This window comes from Sulfurimonas sp. NW7 (assembly GCF_051132265.1).
Lineage (GTDB): Bacteria > Campylobacterota > Campylobacteria > Campylobacterales > Sulfurimonadaceae > Sulfurimonas > Sulfurimonas hydrogeniphila.
Window position 1 is genome coordinate 497,876 of the sequence record NZ_CP093235.1, and the last position, 24,210, is coordinate 522,085.

Here is a 24,210-nt window from a genome sequence, read left to right on the forward strand (position 1 = left end):
AATTACCCAATTATTTTATATTAGGAACTATAATGGCACTAAAAATAGCAATTAACGGATTTGGTAGAATAGGTCGTTGTGTGGCACGTATTGCACACAAAAGGGATGATGTGGAAGTTGTCGCTATAAATGACACTACAAGTATTGATATGATGATATATTTGTTAAAAAATGATTCTGTTCACGGAACATTTGCAAGTGAAGTTGTGCAGCTTGATGATGAAAACATTGCAATTGACGGTAAGAAAATAAGAGTTTTTTCTGATCGTGATCCAAAAAACCTGAAGTTTGCCGAATGTGGCGCTGATATGGTTTTGGAGTGTACCGGTGTCTTTTTGACACAGGAGTCCGCGCAGGTGCATATTGACAACGGCGTGCAAAAAGTACTTTTTTCTGCTCCTGCGAAAGACAAAGCAACACCGACATTTGTGATGGGTGTCAATGAAGAAAAATATGCGGGACAAAAGATCGTTTCAAATGCTTCTTGTACAACAAACTGTCTGGGTCCTGTTGCCCGTGTTCTTGATGATGCATTCGGTATTGAAAAAGGCTTAATGACGACTATCCACTCTTATACCAACGATCAAAATATTTTAGATGTGAAACACAACAAAGACAAACGCCGTGCCCGTGCCGGTGCTATAAACATGATTCCTACAACTACAGGCGCAGCAAAAGCCATCAGCCTTGTAATGCCTCAGCTTGAAGGAAAACTGCATGGGCAGTCAGTACGTGTACCGACACCTGATGTTTCTATGGTTGATTTAAATGTTGTCGTTTCCAAAAATACAACAAAAGAAGAAGTGACGGCTGTTTTTAACGAAATGGCAGATACAAGACTCAAAGGGCTTTTGCTTATGGACAAAGAGATGAGAGTATCTCAAGATTTTGTAGGCTCGCAGTTCAGTGCAGTTGTGGCAGAAGATTTGACACAGGTTATCGGCGGTAACATGATAAAAGTTATGGCATGGTATGACAATGAGTGGGGTTATTCGTCACGACTTTTAGATATGGCTCTTCATATTTCAAAATAGGACAAAAAATTTGGAACTATTACACCTTAAAAAATTAGATATAGCAAATAAGAAGGTCTTCATTCGATGTGACTTTAATGTGCCTATGGATGAGTTTGGAAATATTGCAGATGACCGTCGGATTCGTTCTGCCATAGCCACTATCAACTATTGTCTTGATTTGGACTGTGCTGTTATATTGGCATCTCATCTTGGTCGTCCGAAAGGAGAAGTTGTAGAAAAATACTCTTTGGCTCCTGTCGCAAGGCGTTTACAGCAACTTTTAAAGCGTCATGTAGCGTTGGCAAAAGATGTTGTCGGTGAAGATGCTATGCAAAAAGCAAAAGATTTGCCCCGGCATGAGGTACTTTTGCTTGAAAATTTGCGCTTCGAGCCGGGGGAGACAAAAGATGATGCGGAGTTGTCAAAAAAGCTTGCATCAATGGCAGAGTTTTATATCAACGATGCTTTTGGTGTCAGTCACCGAGCGCATGCATCTGTACACGGCATTACAAAGTTTTTTGACAATGAGCACAAAGCAGCCGGCTTTTTGCTTGAGCGTGAGATTCAGTACTTTTCAAAACTTATGAACAATCCTGTCCGTCCGTTTGCTGCTATTATCGGTGGAAGCAAGGTTTCAGGTAAACTTGAAGCACTTGTAAATCTGCTGCCTAGAGTTGACAAAGTATTCATCGGCGGAGGCATGGCTTTTACATTTTTAAAACAGATGGGTTATGAAATAGGCGCTTCTCTTGTGGAAGATGACTTACTGGAAGAAGCACAAAATATTATGGATGAAGCAAAAAGACTGGGTGTGAAATTCTATCTGCCAGTGGATGTTATAGCAGCAGAAAAATTTTCTGAAGATGCTGTCAGTAAAATTGTCACAGTGCAAGAGATTCCACAAAAATGGATGGGACTTGACATCGGTCCTGCAACTGTAAGACTGTACAGAGAGGCGCTCAATGATGTCCAGACAGTACTGTGGAATGGACCTATGGGCGTCTATGAAATGGAAAAATTTGCCAGAGGTTCTTCAAAAATAGCACATTTTGTAGCAGATACCTATGCCACGACAGTCGTAGGCGGTGGTGATACTGCTGATTTGGTAAAAAGAGTGGGCGTTGATGAAGACATCAGCTTTATCTCTACAGGCGGCGGTGCTTCATTGGAGTTGCTTGAGGGCAAGGTTCTTCCGGGTGTACAACCTTTGATGGTAGAAACTACAGATAAAAAGGACTAAGATGATTATTGCAGCGAATTTGAAAACAAACCTTACAAGAAAAGCGACACACAAATATATGCAAGAGTTGGATTCCTGTGTGCAAAAGAGTTCACAAGAGGTTATAGTTTTTCCTGCAATATCATCCCTTGATGCTTATAAGACGGATATCACTGTAGGTGCCCAAAATGCATATCCTGTTGAAAAAGGAGCTTTCACGGGTGAAATAGGGCTGGAACATCTTGCAGAGTTTGGCATTAAAACTATACTGATAGGGCACAGTGAGCGTCGTCATATTTTGGGTGAGTCCCAAGAATTCATAGCTGAAAAATTTCACTATTTTAAAGAACAGGGTTTTAGGATTATTTATTGCGTAGGCGAGCCGCTTGCTGTGAGAGAGTCTTCAAAAGAGGAGATGCTTGCATATTTATATCAACAATATGAAGGCATTGATACCCAATATGAAAACCTGATTATTGCCTATGAACCTGTTTGGGCCATAGGTACGGGCAAAATACCGACGCTAGAGGATATAGAAGATATTCACTCCGAATTGAAGAAAAAATCATCTGCACCTCTTTTATACGGTGGCAGCGTGAAAGTCAACAATGTTAAAGATATTTTGCAGGTAAAAAATGTTGACGGTGTTTTAGTCGGCAGTGCAGCATTATATGCTGAACATTTTTGTACAATGATAGAGTCGGCAGACGAGTTAGACCACATCTAACCGAAACCCGTACTCCAATTCGGGCTTTGCGTCTTTAAAACTAAAATTTTAATTATAAAGGAAAAAATCGAATGATAATGAAAGGAAAAAAAGGCTTAATAGTAGGTCTGGCAAACAATAAATCCATAGCATACGGCATAGCAAAAGCCTGTGCGGCACAGGGAGCTGAAATGGCTTTTACATATTTGAATGATGCCTTGAAAAAAAGAGTAGAACCTATAGCAAAAGAGTTTGGAAGTGACTGTGTATATGAGTTAGATGTCTCAAATGAAGAGCATATGTCCGGGATTGCTGCTAAAATTGAAAAAGATTTTGGAAAAATCGACTTTTTGGTGCATTCTGTTGCGTTTGCACCAAAAGAGGCACTCTCTGCACCTTTTATGAAAACAACAAAAAGTGCATTTCAGATTGCCATGGATATTTCTGTCTACTCTTTTATTGATTTGACCAATCGCTTGGAATCTGTTTTGTCTGATGATGCTTCCATCTTGACACTTTCCTATCTTGGCGGACCAAAATACATTGTAAATTATAATGTAATGGGCGTGGCAAAAGCAGCCTTGGAGTCGAGTGTACGTTATATGGCAGTTGAACTCGGTGCAAAAGGGCAACGTGTCAATGCTATCTCTGCCGGACCTATCAAAACACTTGCCGCTGCAGGGATAGGTGATTTTAAGCAGATACTGAACTGGAATGAAACAAATGCTCCATTGAAGCGAAATGTAACAATAGACGAAGTCGGCAACTCTGCAATGTATCTGTTGAGCAATCTAAGCTCAGGTGTAACAGGTGAAGTGCATTATGTGGATGCAGGGTACAACATCATGGGTATGGCAGCCGCAGCTACTAACGAAGAAGGCAAAACTGTCTTGGCATGGGATACCAGAAAATAGGATTTCTTAGCTTACATGTAAGTTAATTAAGTTTTTGGAACCCAGATTTCAATCTGGGCTGAGAAGACAACAAAGTTACAGTCGGCATTACAGAAAAAAATTTAGTTTTTCTCACAAGTCATGCTTTAGCATAGAAAGTACCGATTCCGAAAAAACCCGGAACCCGTACTTCAGTGCGGGCTAAACTGAAAAAAAACGGATTATTTCCCTATAACAGGCATATTTCCCAGTTTTTTCACATGAGAATCCTTTTCATCAGAAGGATGTAATTTTAAATATGCTGCCGCTTTGTCAACATACTCTTGAAGTGTAAAGTTCCTTTCCTTGTCCTCTACATATTTTTCTTCCCTGTCGTTGCTGGTATTTGTAGCGTTCATATCTACTTTTTTCATATATTTTTTTTGCACTTTTCTGTCTTCATTTACAGTAGGTGTCCACTCATTTTTGAGCCAACTGTCGAGATTTTTTTGTATTAATCCCGGTTTTGCTTTGCCGTTTGAGTTACTTATCTTATTTAAATCACTGTTTTGTGATGGTGCCACAGGAGCGTCTGTCGCGCATCCACTGAGTAATATAAAGAGTGGTATTGTTAGTGATGTTGTAATTAATTGTTTCATATTGTAATTATATCTTATTTTGTATAATAATTCATCACTTTAATGAAAAGTTAAGAGTTGATTATGCTATACTACCCGTGAAATTTGTAAAAGGATAAGGAGAAAATATGAAATTTACAAAAATGAGTTTGGTGGCAGCGCTGCTAATAGGTTCAAGTGCGTTTGCAATTGAAAACACAAAAGTTAGTGGTGATGCTAACTTGTTTTATGAAACAACTGATGCGGGAAGCAATTCTTTTTTTGATAAAGACAACAGTTCAGCAGATGCCTCAATCAACCTAAATGTTACAACTGATTTAGTAAAAAATTCGACTGTGGCAATTAGTGCTGGTGCCGGTTATACAGTACTTACAACATTAGGTTTAGAGCAAAACCTTGTAAGCAGTGTATGGGGTGGTGCACATGGGATTACTCCTAATACATCAAGTCGCGGTGCACATGTAAATACTCCTAACTGGATGAATGAAGCATGGATTGCAGCAACTGCTGGAAAAACTACAGTAAAACTTGGGCGTATGGAATTAGATACACCATTAGCATTTACAGAAACATGGTCTATTGAAAAAAATACTTTTGAAGCGGCTGTAGTTATTAATCAAGATCTTCCAGACACTACGTTAGTAGGTGCATATGTAGGTAACGGAAATGGTACAGAAAGTCTTGGTGGATCATCTTTGGCAGCAGGTCCAATTGCAACAGCACCTTTAGTAAATGAAGGTGGTAAGTTTGATACATATGGTAAATCAGGAGCATATGCTGTTGGTGTTATAAATAATTCATTTAAACCATTAACTGCACAAGCGTGGTACTACAGTGTTACTGCAGTTGCAGATGCTTATTGGTTACAAGCTGATTTAGATGCTAGCGGCTTAGGTGTAGCAGGTCTTACTGTAGGTGCACAATATTCTAATATTAAATCTGTAGCAAGTGGAGCAAAAGCTGATGATGTATATGCTTTACAGGTAGGGTACGAAATGAAAGATCTTTTTGCTGCAAGTTTGTCTTTCTCATCAGTAAACAAAGGTGGTTCAATCGGTTATGCCGGTTTCAATACTGCAACAGCAGCAACAACTGCACAAACAAAACTTTACACAGAAGTATGGTGGAACTATGGACAGGTTACTATGAGTGATACTGATTCAATCCACTTAACAGTTACATCACCTGTACAGGGTTTATTTGATTTAGGTGTTTATTATACAGATGTTAACCATAAAGCAACTGGTAGTCAAGATCTTAAAGAACTTACAGTAACTGCTGGCAAATCATTTGGACCATTAGATGCAACATTAGTATTTATTAATACAGATGCAGCAACAAATGACAATATAGTACAAGCATATTTAACTTTAAACTTCTAGTCTAAACTTTTCTAGCTCCCTTTCGGGAGTTAGTCTTTTCTCCTCTTCTTCAAAAAAACTAACAAAGATATTTTTTTAACTTATGATATAATATCTTTATGGCAAAAATTAATGAAATAGAATTTGCATATCTGTTTGGCTCCTATGCAAAAAATAATCAAACAGAGAGTAGTGATATAAGACAATACTCTGAATATATACGAAAGGGTTTATAGCAGAGATATGACACTTTTTATGAAAAAAACAGCCTATATCCTTTTTATGTTACTGCTCATCTCAATCATTTCTTTTTTAGCTATTCACGCTGCACCAAACAGTTTTTTTGGAGCGGGAGAATTGAATCCGAATATGACGAAAGAGGCAATAGAAAAACTAAAAGCTGTGTATGGACTGGACAAGTCACTTCTTGAGCAGTATATTTCTTGGGTGAAAAACATTACTATGCTTAATTTTGGCATATCATTTGTAAGTGGTCAGGATGTAAGTTCTGAGATACTCAAACGCCTGCCTGTAACTCTGTGGATGAACAGTATCTCTTTGGTTGTTGTTTTCATGCTATCTTTATATCTGGGTATCGAAGCAGCACTCTCGTATGAAAAAAAGAGCGACTATATTATTCGTCAAATATCTTTAGTCTCTTTTTCTATGCCCTCATTTTATCTTGCATTGATTTTTATTATTCTTTTTGCCATAAAACTTGAATGGTTTCCTATAGCGGGACTTCATTCGATTGAAGCAAAAGAGGGTTTTGCAAATTATACAGATATGGCATGGCATGTGACTTTGCCAGTGTCGGTAATGATTTTTACAGGCTTGGGAAGTATGATAATTTATATCCGGTCACTGACTCTGGAGATACTCAAAAGTGATTATTACTTTTTTGCACGTGCCCGTGGCTTAGAAAAAAAAGAGCTGTTACGATATTATATTTTACCAAATTTGATGCCACCTGTTATAACTCTGTTGGGGCTTTCTTTGCCCGGACTCATCGGTGGGAGTGTTATTTTGGAGTCTATTTTCGGTATAGAGGGGATGGGACAGCTTTTTTACATCTCGGCATTATCACGAGACTATCCCATCATTATGGGGATTTTAATGATAACCGCATTGTTGACACTTGTGGGGAATATGTTGGCAGATCTACTTTTGTTGAAATTAAATCCTTATATGAATAGAACATAAGTAAGCAGGAACAGCCGGCACTAATGCACCGGTTCCAAAAACTTTTCTAGCTAAAAAGTGCCTCCAACGCATCAACACTCTCTTTTTTCTCTTCTACGGTACCGTCTTCGTTTGTAGTGACAGCATCATTTTCTACAAGTTCTATCTGTAAACCTGTGAGCATTGAAGCCAGACGGATGTTGATACCGCTTTTTCCGATTGCCTTGCTTTTTTGGTCGGCAGGCAGTGTAATGATGGCTTTTTCATTTTCGCCCTCTTCGTTTTTGACAATTTCTACATGAGAGATGATAGCCGGACTCATTGTACGTGATACAAAAAGTTCAGGAATGGTAGTATATTCTATACAGTCAATGTTTTCACCAATCAACTCTTGGCTTACCGCATTGATACGCACACCCTTGACACCGACTGTTGCACCGACAGCATCCACTTGCGGGTGTGTGCTTATAAGAGCGATTTTTGCTCTCTCACCCGGAATACGGGCTGACTTTTCTATGATGACCGAACCCTCTGCAATTTCTGGCACTTCAAGTTCCAAGAGTGCTTCTAAAAATTTTGGACTTGTCCGAGAAAGTTCGATTTGCATCCCGTTTTCTTTGTCCATATTTACACGCCTTACAACCGCTTTTATGTGATCACCCACTTCAAATATTTCGCCTTTTATACGGCTTTTCATTGGTAAAACTGCACGAATTTCATCCACTTCGATGTATGTGTTGTTTTGTGCATCAACACGTGTAACACGACCGCTGACAAGTGTACCTACTTTGGATTTGTATTTGTTATAAATTTCATCTTCCACAAGTCTTTGTATATGGTACTCTATTTCACGGTGAAGTTGTGAAGCGGCTGTTCTGCCATAGTCCTCAAGGTCATGGTCAATTTGGAGTTGATCTCCGATTTCTACCTGATCATCATACTCTTTTGCTTCGGTAAGTGAAATATATGCGGGGGCAATCTCTTCATCCTGGAGTTTTTCATCATTATCAGCAACAACTGTGATTGTCTGAATAATTTTTAAATTTTTTGTATCTTCATCAACATCTGCTTCAAAAGCAAAGTTTTGTCCGATTACACGTTTTGCAGTTTGTACAAAAGCAGTTTTCAGTGCTTCCATTACTTTTTCAGGTTGTAAACCCTTTTCATGACCGATTGCTTCGGCTATATCTAAAATTTTTTCCATAGGTATTTCCTTAGTATTTTTAAGAAATCTGACATTGATAATTGCTATGACGGGGGATTTCTTAATTGAAGTATATAATTGTATCCAAAATCTACTAAAAATAGCTTTAACCCAATTTTTAGTAGATTTTGAGTATAATCCAAAACTTTTATGAGTTATAAAAAGCCGCAATGCGGCGTGGACTTCCTGTCGAAGGAAACCTGTGCGCTGTAAGTGAAGCGAGGAAGTACCCTCGGGGTATTAACGCAGTCAAAGGAATCAAGGTACCCCATGAGGGTATATTTTCTTTGACATGTAAATAGGGAATAAAAAGGTTCCCTTGAATGTATAGAATAAATTAAAGGAATAAGTAATGGATTTGAAATTTGCAAGAACTGATTTAGAAGCAAAACCGAAAAAAGTTGATTTAGCTAAATTGGATGCAGAAGTAGAAAAAAATGAGAGTATAATATTTTATTTTGACAGAGAAAATTCACATAAAGATTTACTCGAACTGCAAGACCATTACGAAGCAATGGGAAAAAGTTTTTATATGAGTGAAGTAAAGTACGGATTGTCAGACAATGACTACATGTACCAAGTTCACATCATGAGCTAAAGAGCAGTTTATGAGTAAAAAGTTATTTATTGAAACCTTGGGTTGTGCTATGAACTCTCGTGACTCTGAACATATGATAGCACAGTTACGCGAAAAAGAGGGGTATGAAACGACACAGACCCTTGAAGAGGCCGACCTTATTTTGATAAATACCTGTTCTGTGAGAGAGCGTCCTGTTCATAAGCTTTTCTCCGAGCTCGGCGGTTTTAACAAACGAAAAAAACCTTTGGCTAAAATCGGTGTATGCGGATGTACCGCTTCTCATCTCGGTGAAGAGATTATAAAACGGGCACCCTATGTTAATTTTGTTCTGGGTGCAAGAAATGTTTCTAAAATCGGTGAAGTTTTACATAAAGACAAAGCTGTGGAAATAGACATAAATTATGATGAGAGTGAATTTGCTTTTGATGATTTTAGAACATCCCCCTATAAAGCATATATCAACATTTCAATAGGCTGTGACAAGCGGTGTACATTTTGTATTGTTCCAAAAACACGCGGAGATGAAATTTCGATTCCTGATGATTTGATTATAAATGAAGCAAAACGCGCAGTCAGCAACGGTGCAAAAGAAGTATTTTTACTCGGGCAAAATGTCAACAATTACGGGCGCCGTTTTTCATCAAGTGAACATGAAAAGGTAAATTTTACGGAATTATTGCGAAGACTTTCAAAAATAGAGGGCCTGGAACGTATCCGTTTTACTTCACCGCACCCTTTTCATATGGATGATGAATTTATAGAAGAATTTGCCAAAAATCCTAAAATCTGCAAATCTATGCATATGCCACTGCAAAGCGGTTCAAGCAAAGTGCTCAAAGATATGAAACGCGGGTACACAAAAGAGTGGTTCTTAAACCGTGTGCAAAAACTGCGCGCAGAGTGTCCTGATGTAAGTATATCAACAGACATTATAGTAGCCTTTCCCGGTGAGAGTGATGAAGATTTTGCAGATACAATTGATGTGATGAAACAGGTAAAGTTTGATCAGATTTTTTCATTCAAATATTCTCCTCGTCCTGAAACAGAAGCACAGCATTTTACAAATACGGTAGATGAGGAAGTGGCTTCAGAGAGACTTTCGTATCTGCAATCATTGCATAATGAACTTTTAGATGAGATCAATGCAAAGTATTTGGGACAAACTTTTCGTGTTTATTTTGAAAATCTAAATAAAGATAATTTTGTTTCAGGCAGAAGTGATAATAACCTCGTAATCAAAGTCAAAGGGAGCGAAGAGTTGTTAGGAGAGTTTAGAGATGTTAAAATTACTTCTATCGGCAGAACAATTTTAACAGGCGAAGTCGTTGCTTAAGAAGATAAGCCGTTCTCTTGCACTTTACCTCCTTCCCTTTACAGGCTCTTTGCTTATAAAACTACTCTACCTTACAAATAAAAAAGTTTTTCATGCGCCTGCAACACTTGGTGAAGAGAACTTCATAATGGCTTGCTGGCACGGGGAACTTTTGATGATTCCCTATGCCTATTTACACTACAGAAAAACTCCTCATGTAAAACTTATAATTTCAGATCATTTTGATGGCACACTCATCGCAAAAACACTCAGTTATTTTGGTTTTAAAACGATTCGGGGTTCAAGCAGACGCAATGCTGCAAGAGCGCTTTTGCAAGGGATAAAGGCTTTAAAAGAGGGATATGACCTGGGCATTACCCCGGATGGGCCAAAAGGCCCACGGCATGAGGTTGCTGACGGGATCATCGTCATGGCACAAAAAGCAGATGTGAAAATTACCCTTGTAGAGATCAAACCGAGCAGTTACTGGCAGCTGAATTCATGGGATAAGTTTGTAATTCCCAAACCTTTTGGTACAATTACCTATTATATAAGTGATTTGCTGGATATAAAAGGGCTTGAACTTGAAGAGGCCAGAGACTTGATTAAAAAGGGGTTACTCAAACATGAACAATAAATTTTTTTTTCCGGCTTTGGCTGCTCTTTTTTTAGTAATTATGGGTATCTACTTTTTGGTCAATCCCTCTTATGAAAAGTCCATAGAAGCGAAATATTATTATGAGATTGGTGATTATGAAGAAGCCTATAAACGTGCCAATGAGGCCTTCAGCCTAGACATATACAACCGCATGGCTGCAACAATAATGGCACAGTCCAAAACTTCCATAAAGTATAAAAAATACATAGATCAGGCAAAAGAGTATATGACTGAGATTAATCTTATAGCAGCTAAAGAGACCATAAGTGATGCGGACAGAGCCAAAATAAAACTGATGAGTGAGATAATGGTGGATTCTTATAAAAAACTTGCTCCAAGCGTAATTACAGATAAAAAGTTAGTACGTGAAGCAGCAAAATATTATAAAGATTTTGAGAAGCTTCTTGAAAAAGTCAATAGATAAATACAAAAAAGATTTTCTCACCTCCCTGGAAGAGCACAGAGGCTATTCAGATTTAACGATAAAAACCTATGCAGATGTTCTGAGTGAAGCATTCGGATACATAGAGACAGTGGAGGAAAACGGGCATACCGTTTTAAATTTGATGCCTTACAGGATTTTCATCGCTGGTTTAAATGCAAAAACAATTAGTAAAAAATTAAGCGCTGTTCGAAGTTTTGTTGCATTTGTACAAGAACAGGGTTTACATGTAACCTTGCAGGCGGATGAGAGTATAAAGGTTGCAAAGACACTGCCAAAGCCCATCTCTCATGAACATATTTTGGAAGCTTTGCAAAAGTGTGATTTAAAAGAAAAACTGCTGGTGAGTATGTTCTATACTGTGGGGTTGCGTATTTCTGAGCTTGCATCACTGGAACTGGAAAATATTTCGGGTGAATGGATACGGGTTACAGGAAAAGGTAATAAACAAAGAGATATACCGCTTCTCAAATCCACAAGAACACTCATTGATGAATATTTGTCAACTTTTGTGCTAAAAAAATTTCTTTTTGAAAAAAATGGCGAAAGATTAAGCGAAAATAGTCTAAGATATATGATAACTAAAATATTTAAGCGTGTAGCCTTGAAAGTCACACCCCACCAGCTTCGTCACTCTTATGCCTCCTCTTTGTTAAACGGAGGTGCACCGATAGTGGATGTCAGTGAACTGTTGGGACATGCATCCATGGCAACAACGCAGATATATACAAAATTAGGCAGTGCATTGAAACAACAAAATTACAACAAAGCACACCCCTTAGGGGAGAACGAGTGCTGAGCAGATTACTGGAATCTTTTTACCTTAAAGTCCTGGTGAATATTGTTGTCCAAAAAGAGAGTACCCTGGTTCATATAGAATTATATGGAAAAAAAGGAGTAATCGATGAAGTAAACTCTGAATTTCAAACAACCTCTCTCACTACACAAATGTATGATTTTATTTCTGAATACACAAAAGAGTCTCCCTATTTTTACATAGCTGTTTTAGATACATCTTTGGTGCAGGGAGCTCTTCCTTCATGTGAAAAAAACAAGTTGGATCATTATTTTGATTTGTCTATGTCAAAATACAAATGCTTTGAGAACAGATGGACTTTTTATACTGCAAAAAATGATATTTATGAGATAGAACGCAAATATGAAGATATTGGTGTTGATATGATATTTTCTCCTTTTGTTCTTTTGGCAAATTTTTTTCAGGATAAAATTAATGGAAATCTTGCAATGTATGTTCTTGTTCAAAACAATGTAATTTCTGTGGCTATTTTTGAACATTCAAATCTTCTTTATGCAGAACATCTGGATATGATTGCATCTGATGAAGCTGAAGATATTACACTTCATGAAGGAATAGATGAAGATATTGATACAAATCTTGATCTGGACCTTGATGAGGGCATTGATTTGGAAGATATAGATGTTGATGAGAATGACTTGGATTCTTTAGATGATTTTGGTGATATTGAAGATCTGGATTCGATTGAGGACATCGATGAGTTTTCCGAAAGTAAAGATGTTGAAGAAGAACTGTTTGAGAGTGAGAATGCGTTGCCTGAAGATGAACAAAACGAATCTTTTAATGAAGACTATCAGCGGTTTACACTCATTCAGTTGGCTGTTTCACACTTTTACAAAGATGAAAAATATGAAAGCAGATTTGTAGAGAATGTCTATATTGCCGATGGTACAGGGGTGACAAACGATTTAAAAAAGTATCTTGAAGAAGAGATGTTCTTTAATGTTTATGTAAGACAGGCTGATCTTGGAGCCGAGTTATGTGAACTCACAAAGCTGGAGCTTGGTTTATGAAATACAGCTATATAAAACCAAGAAAAAAGACGCCTCTGACACCGGAATTGCAAATAGTGTTCACTTTTTTTGCGATGACACTGTTAATGCTTCTTGCAACATATTCGTTTTTGCTTTATAAAGATTATACATTCATACAGGATAAGCAATCAATCATAGAACACAAAAAAGAACTTGAAGCCAGTATCAGTCATATGCAGAATCAAATAAACTTTATTCAAAAGCAAAAGGCTTTAGCAGAAAAAGTATTTACACAAAATATGGTATTAAAAGATTCTATCGCAAACCTGTTTGACCTGGTACCGCAACGCATCACGCTTTCACGGGCACAACTTTTAAAAAACGGTTTGATACTGTATGGTATAACACCAAACAAAGATGTCTATAATTTTATGCTCCAGGCGCCATTACGTTCAATATTTCATAAAACATACAGCAGCTTTTATCCTGCAAAGAATGGTTGGCTTATGTTTGTATCGACAAACTATATGGATGAATCACAGACAGAGAGGTTAGAAAGTGAAAATTAAAATTTCCCGTCACTATTTATATATTTTACTGATATCTGTTTTTCTGTTTCTGTTTGTGCTTGTTTTTTCTTTTGGACTGCTTATTCCTAAGGGAAAAGAGTATCGCCAATCCAGGCTTGAGCTGCGAAAAGAGAATGCAGAGTTGCGTAAATATCAGGATTTTTATGACAAAACTCTCAAAACACTCAAAGATTTACAGAGTAAGAACAGACATATTATAACTGCATTTGATATGACATTTAACCCTGACAGGTTTGAAAAAAAATATAAAACTTTTTTTTCATCCTTACATGTAATGAAAGTGGAGCGCTCAAAAGATGAAGAGGGTTTTGCAACATATGAAGTCAATACAACATCCAAAATCAGTTCACCAAAAAATTTCTATAATTTTTTGGATGCACTCAACAAGGCTGACTGGATTATAGGCGTTAATTTTCCTATAGATTTTAAGCGTGAGGGAGAAATGATTAAGTCATCATTCACAATGAAAGTTTATACCAATAACAAAGATAAAAATTCTACTGCTTCCGGGTCTGTGAGTAAATAGCCCCGTAATTTCGGTTCTACATGTAAAGAACGCATTCTTTCTTTAAAATTTTTTGGCATATTGACGGGTTTTATATAGGGTGCAATCAAAATATACTCTGCCGTCATCGTCACCACATACTTTCTGCCTATGACTAAACTGTCTTGAATTTGTAGCAATTTTTTTTCTTCGCCACTCATGAGATGATTGATTGATTTGAGATATTTGTCAATATGATAGATGTCATTTCTTCTTGTAGGTGTTTTTTTAAAGCAGGCGAGTTCATTTATCTTTTGCAAGGAAGTACTCTGTATCAAATCCCTTACATCCGCATCCATGTAGGCAAAACTTTTTTTGATACCCTGTGCATATTTTTGTAAAAGAGGGTTTGTGTAGTTGTGCCGAAAAATATTGCGTGTATACTTTTCGTCCGCATTACTTGCATCTTCAAAATATCTAATGTTGTTTCCATGCAAATATTCAAGAAGTTCCTCTTTGTTTACATGTAACAGTGGTCTGTAAAGCATATAGCCGTTGCGCTGTGTTTTTTCCTGCATGCCTGCAAGTTCTGCACAACCGGCACCTTTGCAAAACTGCATAAGCATCCATTCAAACCTGTCTCCCAAATGGTGGGCTGTGAGGAGGGTGTCGTAACTATTCTGCTGTATAAGAGATTCAAAAAAATCATAGCGAATTTGTCTGGCATTGGCTTCAAAATTAGTTGTAATTTTTTGTGCGTGATGGACATTACATGTAAAGCCGTACTCTTTTGCCAAGGCTTTTGCATAGGCTACCTCTTCTTTGCTTTGTTCTCTTGTTCCGTAATCGACAATGGCAATATCAAATTTGATGTCATTTTCCAAAAGAAGAAAGAGCAGGGCAGTAGAGTCGCCTCCGGCAGAAAATGCCAGCAGGTTTTTTGTTGTTTGTAAGGCCTTTTTAGTCTTGCTTTTGAGCATTGTCTACGGTTGCTGTAAGAATATTTCCGACTAGCTCGGTAATTTTAGCAGGATAAATCTTGCCAAAATCCAAATCTTCATCAAGCGTTCTGTCATTGACATAAATTTCACCGTCAATCTCCGGTGCCCAGATAAGTTCTCTTGCGCTTAAAAGATACTCATGTTCATCACTCTCCCCGTCTATGACGATTTGTGTGGTTTTGCCGACCTCTTTTTGAAGAGATTTTTTTGTGCACTCTGCTGCAATATCACCAAGAATCTGTGCACGCTCGGCTTTGACTTTTTCTGAGATTTTATCTTGCATATCATGGGCTGAAGTCGTCTCTTCGTCAGAATAGGAAAAAACATTGATGCGGTCAAAGCCGAAATTTTGTGCAAAATTACACATCTCATCAAACATTGCCTCTGTTTCATGCGGATGTCCGACGATGAAACTTGTGCGTACAAAAGAGTCTGGCAGGCTTCTCATGTAGTTCAGCAGTTCGAGTGTTTTTTCTTTGCCGAATCCGCGTTTCATAATACGCAGCATCTCATCGTTAATGTGCTGGATAGGCATATCAAAATAGTTGTGAAACACTTTGCTTTTTGCAATATTTTTCAGAAGTTTCATGCTTGTAGTTGAAGGGTAGAGATAGAGAACTCTCGCAGATTTTACACCCTCAATCAGTTCAATTCTCTGAATAAGCAGAGAAAGTCCGTCTTTGATATTTTGGTCACGCAGATAAGAACTTGAATCCTGTGAAACAAAAGAGAAATCCCAGTAGCCTTTTTTGACAAGTCCTTCAACTTCCTTGGCGATAGAATCTAAATTACGCGAGTTTAATTTACCTTTAAAAGAGGGAATCGCACAAAAACTGCATGTCTGATTACACCCTTCTGAGAGTTTGATGTAGGCATGGTATGTGGAACCTGTTACAACACGCTCAGCACCGTCAATAAGGTACACTTCATCAGAAAAACGGCTCTTTTTCTCAACCAAAAGCTCATCAATTTTGTCATAATCACCCACACCGGTAAAAATATCAACCTCGGGAATCTGCTCCGTCAACTCCTCTTGATAGCGCTCGCTCAGGCAGCCTGCCATTACAAGAAGTGAATCCTCTTTTCGTGCATCATGCAGAGAAAGCACGGTATTGATTGATTCTTCTTTTGCCGCGTCAATAAAACCGCAGGTATTGACAATAATGACATCGGCTTCTTCATTATTGTCTGTGAGTTCAAAATTTTGTAGTTTTCCCATCATCACTTCTGTATCGACCAGGTTTTTGGTACATCCGAGTGAAACTATGTGGAGTTTGTTGCTCATATCTCTTCTTTGTATTGTTTTTGCTTCATGGCAATTTAAAATTCATTTTCTGAATGGCTTTTTTGAAACCCGTACTTTAATGCCCTCTTGGAACCGGTACTTCAGTGCCGGCTGTTGCAATAGTCTTGCCACTCTCAGCCCGGACTGAAGTCCACGTTCCAAAAAAGCTGCTTCATTTAAGGCAATAAGATCAAAATTGATTTTAAATTACGATATATTTGTGTAATTATACCGTATAATTAGCCTATGAAAAACTATGATGTAATTATTCTTGGTGCCGGGGCGAGTGGACTGATGTGTGCAGGCAGTCTGAGTAAAAAAATGAGCATTGCTATAATCGAGGGCAATGAAAAAGCTGCCAAGAAACTCAAAATTTCCGGTGGAGGTAAATGTAATATTAGCAATGTCAGTGTGCAGATAAATAATTTTGACGGTGAAGAGAGATTACTCTCAGCAGCCTTTAAACGATTCACGAAAGATGATTTATTGGACTTTTTGGACAGAAACAGGGTAGCGTTGGAGCTGCGAAAAGGACGCTACTATTTTTGTAAAAATTCTTCGGATGATATTATCAATGTATTGAAAAAAAATGCAAAAAACAGTGAAATTATTTTGAACAACAAAGTGTTACATGTAAGCAAATCAGAAGATTTTTTTACAGTTACGACAGACAAAAACAAATACACGGCAAGAAAAGTTGTTGTAGCCACCGGTGGAAAAAGTTTTCAAACGCTTGGTGCAAGTGATGTAGGGTTGCAAATTGCAAAAAGCTTTGGGATCGGTGTGAAAGAATTTACGCCTGCACTTGTCGGGCTTACACTGCAAAAAGAGCAGTTTTGGATGAAAGAGCTCAGCGGGCTGAGCTGCTATGTACATGTAAAGGTGGCAGATAAAACGCTCAAAGAAGAGATGCTCTTTGCGCATAAAGGCATTAGCGGTCCTGCCATACTTTCTGCTTCACTCTATTGGGAAAAAGGGGAAATAAGCATAGACTTTTTGCCCAATAAAAATATTTTAGATTTGGTGCAAAAGAGTAAAAAACTGGTGAGTTCACTCATCCCTTTGCCAAAAAGACTTGCAAAAGCTCTTTTGTCCGCGATAGATTTTAAAGACAAAGAGTGTACAAAACTGAGTAAACACGACAAAGAGGCATTAAAAACATTGCACAATTATACCTTTGCTCCTGCGGGAAATTTTGGTTTTAGCAAAGCGGAGGTAAGCAGAGGCGGTGTCTTGGCAGATGAGCTTACATATAATGGTTTGGAATCAAAAAAAGTAAAAGGTCTCTATTTTATAGGCGAAGTTGTAGATGTAACGGGCGAACTCGGGGGCTATAATTTTCAGTGGGCATTTTCAAGTGCCTACAGTTGTGCTAAATTTATAAAATAAAAAATTTAAAGTTTCAATTGTTTCATAAAATTATTTGCAATCATTTCACCTCTGATCTTAAAAATATCTGCGGCTTTTTTTTCATACAGTCTGTCTATAGTTTCTGAAAAAAGTTCCAGCCATCTTTGAAAACTCTCTTTGTTAAGTCCGGGCATATCCAAGTGCGGTGTTATGGGGGTACCGTTATAACTGTTGTCGCCTGTTGTCATCGCTGCCCAAAAGTCTGTCAGAAGATTGAGATGATGCTGCCATTCATCCGAAATCATCTCATCCCCAAGTTTTTCAATAAAAAAATCAGCGATAAGGTCGTCTTTGAGTACACTGCTGTAAAAGCGGTCAACCATAACGCGAATGTTTTTTTTCGTAATAGTTTGGTATTGCATAAAACCTCGTTTGTCTGTTTTGTATAAAATTATATTATATAATAGCAGAGGTTTACTTGATATAAATCAATCAGAAATACATTATAATCTTTGATGTTTCTTTCATTTGGCTATAATTCCATTAATGAAAAAGAAACCAGAATTTAAAGTAGTATCACCCTATGAACCGGCGGGTGATCAACCGACAGCTATAAAAAAACTCTCCGACTCCATACTGAAAGGGAATCGCTATCAGACACTTGAAGGGGTCACGGGGAGCGGAAAAACCCATACGATGGCACGCGTTATAGAAAATGTAAAAATGCCGACTATTATTATGACACACAATAAAACGCTTGCCGCACAGCTTTACTCAGAATTTCGTCAGTTTTTTCCAAACAATCATGTCGAATATTTTGTTTCTTATTATGATTACTATCAGCCTGAAGCCTACATCCCGCGTCAGGATCTTTTTATAGAAAAAGATTCCGCTATCAATGATGAACTTGAACGTCTTCGACTTTCCGCTACGGCAAACCTGCTTTCGTATGATGATGTTATCGTCATCGCCTCTGTTTCTGCAAACTATGGTTTGGGAGATCCTGAGGAGTACCAAAACATGGTGCAGTCTTTGGCCGTCGGTGATGAAATAGCGCAGAAGAAACTGCTTTTGCGTTTGGTGGAAATGGGATATTCCCGAAATGACAGCTATTTTGACAGCGGGCATATTCGCGTGAACGGAGAAAGCATAGATATCTATCCTCCGTATTTTGAACAAGAAGCAATCCGTGTCGAATTTTTCGGTGATGAAATAGAGGCAATTTATACCTTTGATGTTATCGACAACAAACGTCTCGAAGAGCATAAAAGTGTTACTGTTTATGCGACTTCACAGTTTAGTGTTTCTCAGGAAAAAATGGCTGTAGCTGTCAAACGCATAGAAGAAGAGCTTGATGAACGTTTGGCATATTTTCAAAAAGAGGGAAAATTAGTCGAGTATCAAAGACTCAAACAGCGTGTCGAATTTGACCTGGAGATGTTACAGACAACCGGAATGTGCAAGGGTATTGAAAACTATTCAAGACTTTTGACAAATAAAAAACCGGGAGAAGCCCCTTTTACATTGCTTGACTATTTTGAACAAAACCATAAAGAGTATCTTGTTATCGTAGATGAATCCCATGTTTCTCTGCCGCAATACAGGGGGATGTATGCGGGTGACAGAGCCAGAAAAGAGGTGCTTGTCGATTACGGCTTTCGCCTGCCGTCAGCCCTCGACAACCGTCCGCTAAAGGCAGAAGAGTATATAAACAAAGCGCCGTATTATCTTTTTGTCTCGGCGACGCCTTCTGAATATGAGCTGGAGATGTCGGCAGTCAAAGCGGAACAGATTATCCGTCCGACGGGACTGCTTGACCCTGTTATAGAGATAAAGCCCTCAGACAATCAGGTAGAAGATATACATGATGAGATTAAAAAGACCATTGTCAAAGACGAACGTGTTTTAATTACGGTTTTGACGAAAAAAATGGCAGAGGCCCTGACAAAATATTTGGCGGATTTGGGCATTAAAGTACAGTATATGCACTCAGATATTGACACAATCGAGCGAAACCAAATTATTCGTTCATTGCGCTTGGGTGAGTTTGACGTGCTTATAGGAATCAATCTTTTACGTGAAGGGCTGGATTTGCCGGAAGTTTCTCTGGTGGCAATTTTGGATGCGGACAAAGAGGGGTTTTTACGAAGTGAAACGGCGCTTGTACAGACTATAGGACGCGGAGCGAGAAATGAAAACGGCCGGGTCATTCTGTATGCAAACAAAATGACAGGCTCTATGCAAAGAGCCATAGACAAAACAAATGCAAGACGGGCAATTCAAGAAGCGTATAACAAGAAGCATGGCATAACGCCAAAAACAACAAAACGGGCCCTGGATGAAAATCTTAAAGTTGAAGAGCATGGCGGGCTCTACCAAAAATACAAAAAACAGGATAAAATACCGCCAAGTGAAAGAAAAGCAATGATAAAAGAGCTTTCCTTAAAAATGAAAGAGGCTGCCCGTGAGCTAAATTTTGAAGAAGCGGCACGACTGCGTGATGAAATCACAAAAATTAAAAAACTTTAGATTTGCTTTTTGGAACCTGTATTTCAGTGCGGGCTTTGTGTCTTTCAAGATTCAAGACTGGGTTACAGAAAAATTTAGCAATTTAGAAAGCAAAAAGTAACAAACAAGGAGCAACAATAAAATATGGAAGATACATTCAGTAATTTGGCAACATACGGGTATATAGGACTTTTTTTATACTCTTTAGGCGGCGGATTCATCGGACTTGTAGCAGCAGGTGTTTTGAGTTTTATGGGGAAGATGGATTTGACACTTTCGATCAGTATTGCCTTTTTGGGCAATGCGCTTGGAGATGTTTTACTTTTTTGGCTGACAAGATACCAGAAGTCTATGATGGTTGAGGGGCTGCGTAAACATAGACGTAAACTCGCACTTGCACATATACTTATAAAAAAACATGGGGATTGGGTTATTTTTATTCAAAAGTTTATATACGGTTTAAAAACTGTCGTACCGATTGCAATAGCATTGACAAAATATGATTTTAAAAAATTTGCTGTTTTAAATGTTTTTGCAGCTGCTGTATGGGCTTTGGCATTTGGTTTGAGCAGTTACTACTTCGGGGCTGTTTTGAGTAAGTTTGCCCTGTATATTAATGATAACAAATGGATAGCCCCTGTAATTTTGCTTACTATCGGCGGAGCAGTTTGGATCTATCTGGAAAAGGCTACGAAAAAAAAATAGCTTGAAAGAGAGTAAGAGTAAAAAGCCAAAAAGCTTTTTACTTTTCTACCTTGGGACCTGCTGCAGAGAAGTCAAATTCGCTGTCGGCATCCTGGTATCTTTTAAAGTTTTCCACAAACATATCTGCAAGTTTGTCGCGGGTTGCGTCAAAGGCCTCTTTGTCTTCCCAGGCATTTCTGGGGTTTAAAAGGTCAGGGTTGATGTCTCCCAGCGTTTTAGGTACCTGCAGTCTGAATGTTTCTGTTGTATCAAATTCACTTTCATTGATGGTACCGTCAAGTATGGCATTGATGCATGCACGGGTGTCTTTTAAACTCATACGTTTGCCGACACCGTATCCTCCACCGGTCCAACCTGTGTTGACAAGGTAAACATTTACATTGTGTTTGTCAATTTTTTCGCCGAGAAGTTTGGCATACACTGTAGGATGCAGCGTCATAAATGCTTCACCGAAACATGCAGAGAACGTTGCAACCGGCTCGGTAATACCACGTTCTGTTCCGGCAACTTTTGCAGTGTATCCGCTGAGGAAGTAGTACATTGCCTGTTCTCGGGTCAGTTTTGAAACCGGAGGCAGTACACCAAACGCATCGGCAGAGAGAAAGATAATGTTTTCAGGGTGTCCTGCCATTAAATCAGGCTTGTGGTTTTTTATGTGTTCAATAGGATAAGAAACACGGGTGTTTTCGGTTTTGGAACCGTCATCATAGTCAACTTCACCGTCATCATGCATAACAACATTTTCCAAAAGTGCATCTTTTTTGATTGCACCGTAAATTTCAGGTTCACTTTTTGCGTCAAGGTTAATGACTTTTGCATAACATCCCCCCTCAAAGTTAAAGACGCCGTAATCATCCCAACCATGTTCGTCATCACCGATGAGGGCACGTTTTGGATCTGTTGAGAGTGTTGTTTTTCCGGTTCCGCTCAGTCCAAAAAACAGAGCAGTGTCTCCGCGTTCTCCAACATTTGCAGAACAGTGCATGGAGAGTTTTCCGTCAAGCGGCAGCCAGTAGTTCATCATTGAAAAAATACCTTTTTTCAACTCACCGCCATACCAGGTACCACCGATTATAGCCATGTTTCTTTCGATATCAAAGAGAACAAAAACTTCAGAGTTCATGCCGTGTTCTTTCCATTTGTCATTGACAGCTTTACAGGCATTTAAAACAGTAAAATCAGATTTAAATGATGCAAGTTCGGAAGGAGTGGGGCGAATAAACATATTTTTAACAAAATGAGACTGCCAGGCAATCTCTGTCACAAAACGAATAGATTTTTTTGAAGCGGGACTTGCGCCACTGTATACATCAGTCACATAAAGATTTTTCCCAGAAAGCTGTTCACGGGAAAGATCCAGAAGCTCATTGAAAATTTCTTCACTGATTTTTTGGTTGACATCTCCCCATGCTATGTATTTATTAGATGGTTCACGGTCAACAAAATATTTGTCTTTGGGTGAACGGCCTGTAAATATACCTGTATCTACAGCAGTTGCACCTGTTTTGGTTTTTCTTACTTCACCATTTTCAAGTTCATGCTTGATTAATTCATCATAGTCAAGGTTATGATAAATTTTTCCGACATTTTTAAGTCCTAAATCTTCTAATTCTTTTGTTATGCTCATAGTTTACCTTGTGGTATATGTAATAATTGATACTTTTTAGCAGTGTATCATCTCTAGAGCGAAATTATACTACTTCTAAACATAAATTAAAAGTAAAATAGATTGTTTTTCAAAATATTATAGAAAAGAAAAAGATATTCGCAAAAAGTTTGAAAAAGAAAATTGGTTTAAGGATTTTTTGGTAGAATTTTACTCTTCATTTACTACAGCTCGATTAACTCAGTGGTAGAGTACTACCTCGACAAGGTAGGAGTCACTGGTTCAAATCCAGTATCGAGCACCATCACAACAAAATTTATAAAAAAATCACATATTTGTTACTTAAGTTCCATTGCTTTTTATTCCAAAAGATGTATAATCATAAAAAACAGACAGGAGTATACAATGGAAAGAAAAATTATAATCGAAGGTGATATTTCTATAGTAAGTCTGAGCAATGTCGGGACTTTTGAGGAATTTAATTTAGAAAACGAGGAAATCAACGAAGAATCAGAAATAAAAAGCATTATGGAAGAGATTGATGCTTATGCGCAAAGCGGTGAGCTTGATGCTGTAACTGACGTATGTACATATAAAGTCATGAACGGTGAGGAGATTGAGTATCTTGCATGTGCTGATGAAGAGAATGAAGAAAAAGAAATTTCAATGGAGAGTTTTAAACTGGTCAATCAAACACTCAAACCTATTAAAAACCTCTTAACGAAAGCATGCAAGGGCGATATAATATATCTAAGAAAAGAGCAGGGAAAAGCAAATATAATGCTGAGTCTTGAAATAAACAACAGCGATGAGGCTATGAGCTTTTCCTATTTTGACTGCAGTACAGACCTGGATGAGTATGATTTATTGCGTGAGAGTTACTATGATGTAGTCTGTGATACTTTTTTACCAGAATCCCTGGCAACACAGGAGAATAAAGCTACTGTAGAAAATTTTGTTTTTGAACCGCAGATTATTTACGGGGAACTGTATAAAGTCATAGAAAATGAAGAGGGGCTGAAATCTTTACAAAAAATAGAATTTCCAGGATATTATTTTCAAGATGCCCAAAGAGATATTGACGAATAGGGAGATTATTTAAAGGGCATTTTTGACATGATAATCTCTTTTTGATCTACATAGCGCCTGCAGTTTTTTCCTCCCAGACTTTTACAGGTTTCTTGCCAAAGTCTGGAGTGCCCATCATTTCTTACAGCATTTTGATGGAGTTTAAAAAGAAGAGCATGGGCATATTCATGAGGGATTACATCCGAAATCATATAAGGCATACTCTCCTGCATTACCTTTTTGTTTAAAAATATCTTTATCTTTCCGTTTTTGTAAGAGGTCAGACCATAAAGTCTTCCCGGCACTTTATCTGTAATAATAATTGGAAACCTGTAAATGAAACCAAAATTGTCCTGCATGTGTTGTAAAACATCCTGCTCTTTTGCCTGTATTTGATTGATATATGTTTGTGGAAGAGGATTGTGCTTAAATTGATAGCTTTGGTAGGAGTTGAAAATGAGAATACTCCCAAAAATAAAGATGACAGCTATAAAAATGTATTCAAGTTTTTTACCAAAGATGTTGCAGTCCTGTTTGGTGGAGCTGTGCGGAATCGAACCATTTCAAAAATAAGCCTCTTTTTGAACTGGCTTTAAAAAAGTGGTATATATTGTTGTGCATAAGTTTTTTTA

At 38.0% G+C, this 24,210-nt stretch carries 27 protein-coding genes and 1 tRNA gene; 21 read left to right on the forward strand and 7 right to left on the reverse strand.

Features of this window, described 5'->3' with window-relative positions:
- Positions 1 to 32: 32 nt before the first annotated feature.
- The 4 genes from gap to fabI all read left to right on the forward strand — a co-directional run bounded on the left by gap (position 33) and on the right by fabI (position 3,855).
- Positions 33 to 1,034, forward strand: a complete 1,002-nt coding sequence (gene gap / locus MLC35_RS02690) for a type I glyceraldehyde-3-phosphate dehydrogenase (protein ID WP_434637698.1) — start codon at positions 33 to 35, stop codon at positions 1,032 to 1,034.
- Between the two features lie 10 nt (positions 1,035 to 1,044).
- Complete coding sequence (locus tag MLC35_RS02695) at positions 1,045 to 2,256, forward strand: phosphoglycerate kinase (protein ID WP_151900960.1); 1,212 nt, start codon at positions 1,045 to 1,047, stop codon at positions 2,254 to 2,256.
- A 1-nt stretch (position 2,257) separates the two neighbouring features.
- Positions 2,258 to 2,962 (forward strand): triose-phosphate isomerase, encoded by a 705-nt coding sequence (locus MLC35_RS02700; RefSeq protein WP_346389379.1) that lies wholly within the window; start codon positions 2,258 to 2,260, stop codon positions 2,960 to 2,962.
- 71 nt (positions 2,963 to 3,033) lie between these two features.
- Positions 3,034 to 3,855, forward strand: a complete 822-nt coding sequence (gene fabI, locus MLC35_RS02705; RefSeq protein ID WP_151900958.1) for an enoyl-ACP reductase FabI — start codon at positions 3,034 to 3,036, stop codon at positions 3,853 to 3,855.
- Positions 3,856 to 4,055: 200 nt separating this feature from the next.
- Here fabI and MLC35_RS02710 read toward each other — a convergent pair whose 3' ends face one another.
- The gene (locus tag MLC35_RS02710) at positions 4,056 to 4,472 is read right to left on the reverse strand and encodes a hypothetical protein (RefSeq protein WP_434637700.1); all 417 of its coding nucleotides are present in this window, start codon (positions 4,470 to 4,472) and stop codon (positions 4,056 to 4,058) included.
- Between the two features lie 107 nt (positions 4,473 to 4,579).
- Between MLC35_RS02710 and MLC35_RS02715 the strand changes: the two genes are divergently transcribed.
- The 3 genes from MLC35_RS02715 (at position 4,580) to MLC35_RS02725 (ending at position 7,015) form a co-directional block, all read left to right on the forward strand.
- Positions 4,580 to 5,833: a hypothetical protein gene (locus tag MLC35_RS02715; RefSeq protein ID WP_418641058.1), complete on the forward strand. Its 1,254-nt coding sequence runs from the start codon at positions 4,580 to 4,582 to the stop codon at positions 5,831 to 5,833.
- 98 nt (positions 5,834 to 5,931) lie between these two features.
- Positions 5,932 to 6,048, forward strand: a complete 117-nt coding sequence (locus MLC35_RS02720) for a nucleotidyltransferase domain-containing protein (RefSeq protein ID WP_188109981.1) — start codon at positions 5,932 to 5,934, stop codon at positions 6,046 to 6,048.
- Between the two features lie 7 nt (positions 6,049 to 6,055).
- Positions 6,056 to 7,015 (forward strand): ABC transporter permease, encoded by a 960-nt coding sequence (locus tag MLC35_RS02725; RefSeq protein ID WP_434637702.1) that lies wholly within the window; start codon positions 6,056 to 6,058, stop codon positions 7,013 to 7,015.
- Positions 7,016 to 7,061: 46 nt separating this feature from the next.
- Here the strand turns inward: MLC35_RS02725 and nusA are convergent, their stop codons facing one another.
- A complete protein-coding gene (gene nusA, locus MLC35_RS02730; protein ID WP_418641059.1) occupies positions 7,062 to 8,198 on the reverse strand; it encodes a transcription termination factor NusA in 1,137 nt (378 codons plus the stop codon).
- Positions 8,199 to 8,550: 352 nt separating this feature from the next.
- Here nusA and MLC35_RS02735 point away from each other — a divergent pair, with 352 nt between their 5' ends.
- The 8 genes from MLC35_RS02735 to MLC35_RS02770 are packed head-to-tail and all read left to right on the forward strand — an operon-like array spanning position 8,551 to position 14,097.
- Positions 8,551 to 8,796 (forward strand): HP0268 family nuclease, encoded by a 246-nt coding sequence (locus MLC35_RS02735; RefSeq protein WP_151900953.1) that lies wholly within the window; start codon positions 8,551 to 8,553, stop codon positions 8,794 to 8,796.
- Positions 8,797 to 8,806: 10 nt separating this feature from the next.
- The gene (gene miaB / locus MLC35_RS02740) at positions 8,807 to 10,111 is read left to right on the forward strand and encodes a tRNA (N6-isopentenyl adenosine(37)-C2)-methylthiotransferase MiaB (protein ID WP_434637704.1); all 1,305 of its coding nucleotides are present in this window, start codon (positions 8,807 to 8,809) and stop codon (positions 10,109 to 10,111) included.
- Positions 10,104 to 10,727, forward strand: coding sequence for a lysophospholipid acyltransferase family protein (locus MLC35_RS02745; RefSeq protein ID WP_346389384.1), 624 nt, complete (start codon positions 10,104 to 10,106; stop codon positions 10,725 to 10,727). Before miaB ends, MLC35_RS02745 begins: the two co-directional genes overlap by 8 nt.
- Positions 10,717 to 11,172, forward strand: a complete 456-nt coding sequence (locus MLC35_RS02750) for a hypothetical protein (protein ID WP_346389385.1) — start codon at positions 10,717 to 10,719, stop codon at positions 11,170 to 11,172. Before MLC35_RS02745 ends, MLC35_RS02750 begins: the two co-directional genes overlap by 11 nt.
- The gene (locus MLC35_RS02755) at positions 11,153 to 11,989 is read left to right on the forward strand and encodes a tyrosine-type recombinase/integrase (protein WP_151900949.1); all 837 of its coding nucleotides are present in this window, start codon (positions 11,153 to 11,155) and stop codon (positions 11,987 to 11,989) included. The genes MLC35_RS02750 and MLC35_RS02755 overlap by 20 nt, the downstream gene beginning before the upstream one ends.
- Positions 11,983 to 13,020, forward strand: a complete 1,038-nt coding sequence (locus MLC35_RS02760; protein WP_151900948.1) for a hypothetical protein — start codon at positions 11,983 to 11,985, stop codon at positions 13,018 to 13,020. The genes MLC35_RS02755 and MLC35_RS02760 overlap by 7 nt, the downstream gene beginning before the upstream one ends.
- Positions 13,017 to 13,550 (forward strand): hypothetical protein, encoded by a 534-nt coding sequence (locus MLC35_RS02765; RefSeq protein WP_434637707.1) that lies wholly within the window; start codon positions 13,017 to 13,019, stop codon positions 13,548 to 13,550. Before MLC35_RS02760 ends, MLC35_RS02765 begins: the two co-directional genes overlap by 4 nt.
- On the forward strand, positions 13,540 to 14,097 hold the full coding sequence (locus MLC35_RS02770; protein ID WP_346389387.1) for a hypothetical protein: 558 nt from the start codon (positions 13,540 to 13,542) through the stop codon (positions 14,095 to 14,097). The genes MLC35_RS02765 and MLC35_RS02770 overlap by 11 nt, the downstream gene beginning before the upstream one ends.
- On the opposite strand, the gene tilS is transcribed toward MLC35_RS02770, so the two are convergent.
- Together tilS and rimO are read right to left on the reverse strand one after the other, a co-directional pair.
- Entirely contained in the window at positions 14,043 to 15,035 is a 993-nt protein-coding gene (tilS, locus tag MLC35_RS02775; protein ID WP_434637709.1) for a tRNA lysidine(34) synthetase TilS, read from the reverse strand. The two genes, MLC35_RS02770 and tilS, sit on opposite strands and share 55 nt — an antisense overlap.
- On the reverse strand, positions 15,016 to 16,341 hold the full coding sequence (gene rimO / locus MLC35_RS02780; RefSeq protein WP_434637711.1) for a 30S ribosomal protein S12 methylthiotransferase RimO: 1,326 nt from the start codon (positions 16,339 to 16,341) through the stop codon (positions 15,016 to 15,018). The genes tilS and rimO overlap by 20 nt, the downstream gene beginning before the upstream one ends.
- 246 nt (positions 16,342 to 16,587) lie before the next feature.
- On the opposite strand from rimO, the gene MLC35_RS02785 reads away from it, so the two are divergent.
- Positions 16,588 to 17,730 carry an NAD(P)/FAD-dependent oxidoreductase gene (locus tag MLC35_RS02785; protein WP_434637713.1) on the forward strand — a complete coding sequence of 381 codons (1,143 nt, stop codon included), beginning with the start codon at positions 16,588 to 16,590 and terminating at the stop codon, positions 17,728 to 17,730.
- A gap of 5 nt (positions 17,731 to 17,735) precedes the next feature.
- On the opposite strand, the gene MLC35_RS02790 is transcribed toward MLC35_RS02785, so the two are convergent.
- On the reverse strand, positions 17,736 to 18,113 hold the full coding sequence (locus MLC35_RS02790) for a group III truncated hemoglobin (protein WP_434637715.1): 378 nt from the start codon (positions 18,111 to 18,113) through the stop codon (positions 17,736 to 17,738).
- 124 nt (positions 18,114 to 18,237) lie between these two features.
- Between MLC35_RS02790 and uvrB the strand changes: the two genes are divergently transcribed.
- Together uvrB and MLC35_RS02800 are read left to right on the forward strand one after the other, a co-directional pair.
- Positions 18,238 to 20,220, forward strand: a complete 1,983-nt coding sequence (gene uvrB / locus MLC35_RS02795; RefSeq protein ID WP_434637717.1) for an excinuclease ABC subunit UvrB — start codon at positions 18,238 to 18,240, stop codon at positions 20,218 to 20,220.
- Positions 20,221 to 20,343: 123 nt separating this feature from the next.
- A complete protein-coding gene (locus tag MLC35_RS02800; protein ID WP_434637719.1) occupies positions 20,344 to 20,904 on the forward strand; it encodes a DedA family protein in 561 nt (186 codons plus the stop codon).
- Between the two features lie 37 nt (positions 20,905 to 20,941).
- Here MLC35_RS02800 and pckA read toward each other — a convergent pair whose 3' ends face one another.
- Complete coding sequence (gene pckA, locus MLC35_RS02805) at positions 20,942 to 22,531, reverse strand: phosphoenolpyruvate carboxykinase (ATP) (RefSeq protein WP_151900941.1); 1,590 nt, start codon at positions 22,529 to 22,531, stop codon at positions 20,942 to 20,944.
- 208 nt (positions 22,532 to 22,739) lie between these two features.
- Between pckA and MLC35_RS02810 the strand changes: the two genes are divergently transcribed.
- Positions 22,740 to 22,814 (forward strand) — tRNA-Val (locus tag MLC35_RS02810).
- A 101-nt stretch (positions 22,815 to 22,915) separates the two neighbouring features.
- Complete coding sequence (locus MLC35_RS02815; protein WP_151900940.1) at positions 22,916 to 23,599, forward strand: hypothetical protein; 684 nt, start codon at positions 22,916 to 22,918, stop codon at positions 23,597 to 23,599.
- A 5-nt stretch (positions 23,600 to 23,604) separates the two neighbouring features.
- Here the strand turns inward: MLC35_RS02815 and MLC35_RS02820 are convergent, their stop codons facing one another.
- Positions 23,605 to 23,937, reverse strand: a complete 333-nt coding sequence (locus MLC35_RS02820) for a SprT-like domain-containing protein (RefSeq protein ID WP_230973257.1) — start codon at positions 23,935 to 23,937, stop codon at positions 23,605 to 23,607.
- A gap of 72 nt (positions 23,938 to 24,009) precedes the next feature.
- Between MLC35_RS02820 and MLC35_RS02825 the strand changes: the two genes are divergently transcribed.
- Positions 24,010 to 24,174, forward strand: a complete 165-nt coding sequence (locus MLC35_RS02825; RefSeq protein ID WP_434637721.1) for a hypothetical protein — start codon at positions 24,010 to 24,012, stop codon at positions 24,172 to 24,174.
- Positions 24,175 to 24,210: the final 36 nt, after the last annotated feature.

Bases quoted from the DNA above. Each gene is read 5' to 3' on its own strand.
- gap (WP_434637698.1), top strand. From the start codon at position 33: ATGGCACTAAAAATAGCAATTAACGGATTTGGTAGAATAGGTCGTTGT.
- MLC35_RS02800 (WP_434637719.1), top strand. From the start codon at position 20,344: ATGGAAGATACATTCAGTAATTTGGCAACATACGGGTATATAGGACTT.
- MLC35_RS02735 (WP_151900953.1), top strand. From the start codon at position 8,551: ATGGATTTGAAATTTGCAAGAACTGATTTAGAAGCAAAACCGAAAAAA.
- MLC35_RS02720 (WP_188109981.1), top strand. From the start codon at position 5,932: ATGGCAAAAATTAATGAAATAGAATTTGCATATCTGTTTGGCTCCTAT.
- pckA (WP_151900941.1), bottom strand. From the start codon at position 22,531: ATGAGCATAACAAAAGAATTAGAAGATTTAGGACTTAAAAATGTCGGA.
- fabI (WP_151900958.1), top strand. From the start codon at position 3,034: ATGATAATGAAAGGAAAAAAAGGCTTAATAGTAGGTCTGGCAAACAAT.
- MLC35_RS02725 (WP_434637702.1), top strand. From the start codon at position 6,056: ATGACACTTTTTATGAAAAAAACAGCCTATATCCTTTTTATGTTACTG.
- miaB (WP_434637704.1), top strand. From the start codon at position 8,807: ATGAGTAAAAAGTTATTTATTGAAACCTTGGGTTGTGCTATGAACTCT.
- MLC35_RS02750 (WP_346389385.1), top strand. From the start codon at position 10,717: ATGAACAATAAATTTTTTTTTCCGGCTTTGGCTGCTCTTTTTTTAGTA.
- MLC35_RS02820 (WP_230973257.1), bottom strand. From the start codon at position 23,937: ATGCAGGACAATTTTGGTTTCATTTACAGGTTTCCAATTATTATTACA.
- MLC35_RS02785 (WP_434637713.1), top strand. From the start codon at position 16,588: ATGAAAAACTATGATGTAATTATTCTTGGTGCCGGGGCGAGTGGACTG.
- MLC35_RS02700 (WP_346389379.1), top strand. From the start codon at position 2,258: ATGATTATTGCAGCGAATTTGAAAACAAACCTTACAAGAAAAGCGACA.
- tilS (WP_434637709.1), bottom strand. From the start codon at position 15,035: ATGCTCAAAAGCAAGACTAAAAAGGCCTTACAAACAACAAAAAACCTG.
- rimO (WP_434637711.1), bottom strand. From the start codon at position 16,341: ATGAGCAACAAACTCCACATAGTTTCACTCGGATGTACCAAAAACCTG.
- MLC35_RS02815 (WP_151900940.1), top strand. From the start codon at position 22,916: ATGGAAAGAAAAATTATAATCGAAGGTGATATTTCTATAGTAAGTCTG.
- MLC35_RS02715 (WP_418641058.1), top strand. From the start codon at position 4,580: ATGAAATTTACAAAAATGAGTTTGGTGGCAGCGCTGCTAATAGGTTCA.
- MLC35_RS02765 (WP_434637707.1), top strand. From the start codon at position 13,017: ATGAAATACAGCTATATAAAACCAAGAAAAAAGACGCCTCTGACACCG.
- nusA (WP_418641059.1), bottom strand. From the start codon at position 8,198: ATGGAAAAAATTTTAGATATAGCCGAAGCAATCGGTCATGAAAAGGGT.
- MLC35_RS02790 (WP_434637715.1), bottom strand. From the start codon at position 18,113: ATGCAATACCAAACTATTACGAAAAAAAACATTCGCGTTATGGTTGAC.
- MLC35_RS02710 (WP_434637700.1), bottom strand. From the start codon at position 4,472: ATGAAACAATTAATTACAACATCACTAACAATACCACTCTTTATATTA.
- uvrB (WP_434637717.1), top strand. From the start codon at position 18,238: ATGAAAAAGAAACCAGAATTTAAAGTAGTATCACCCTATGAACCGGCG.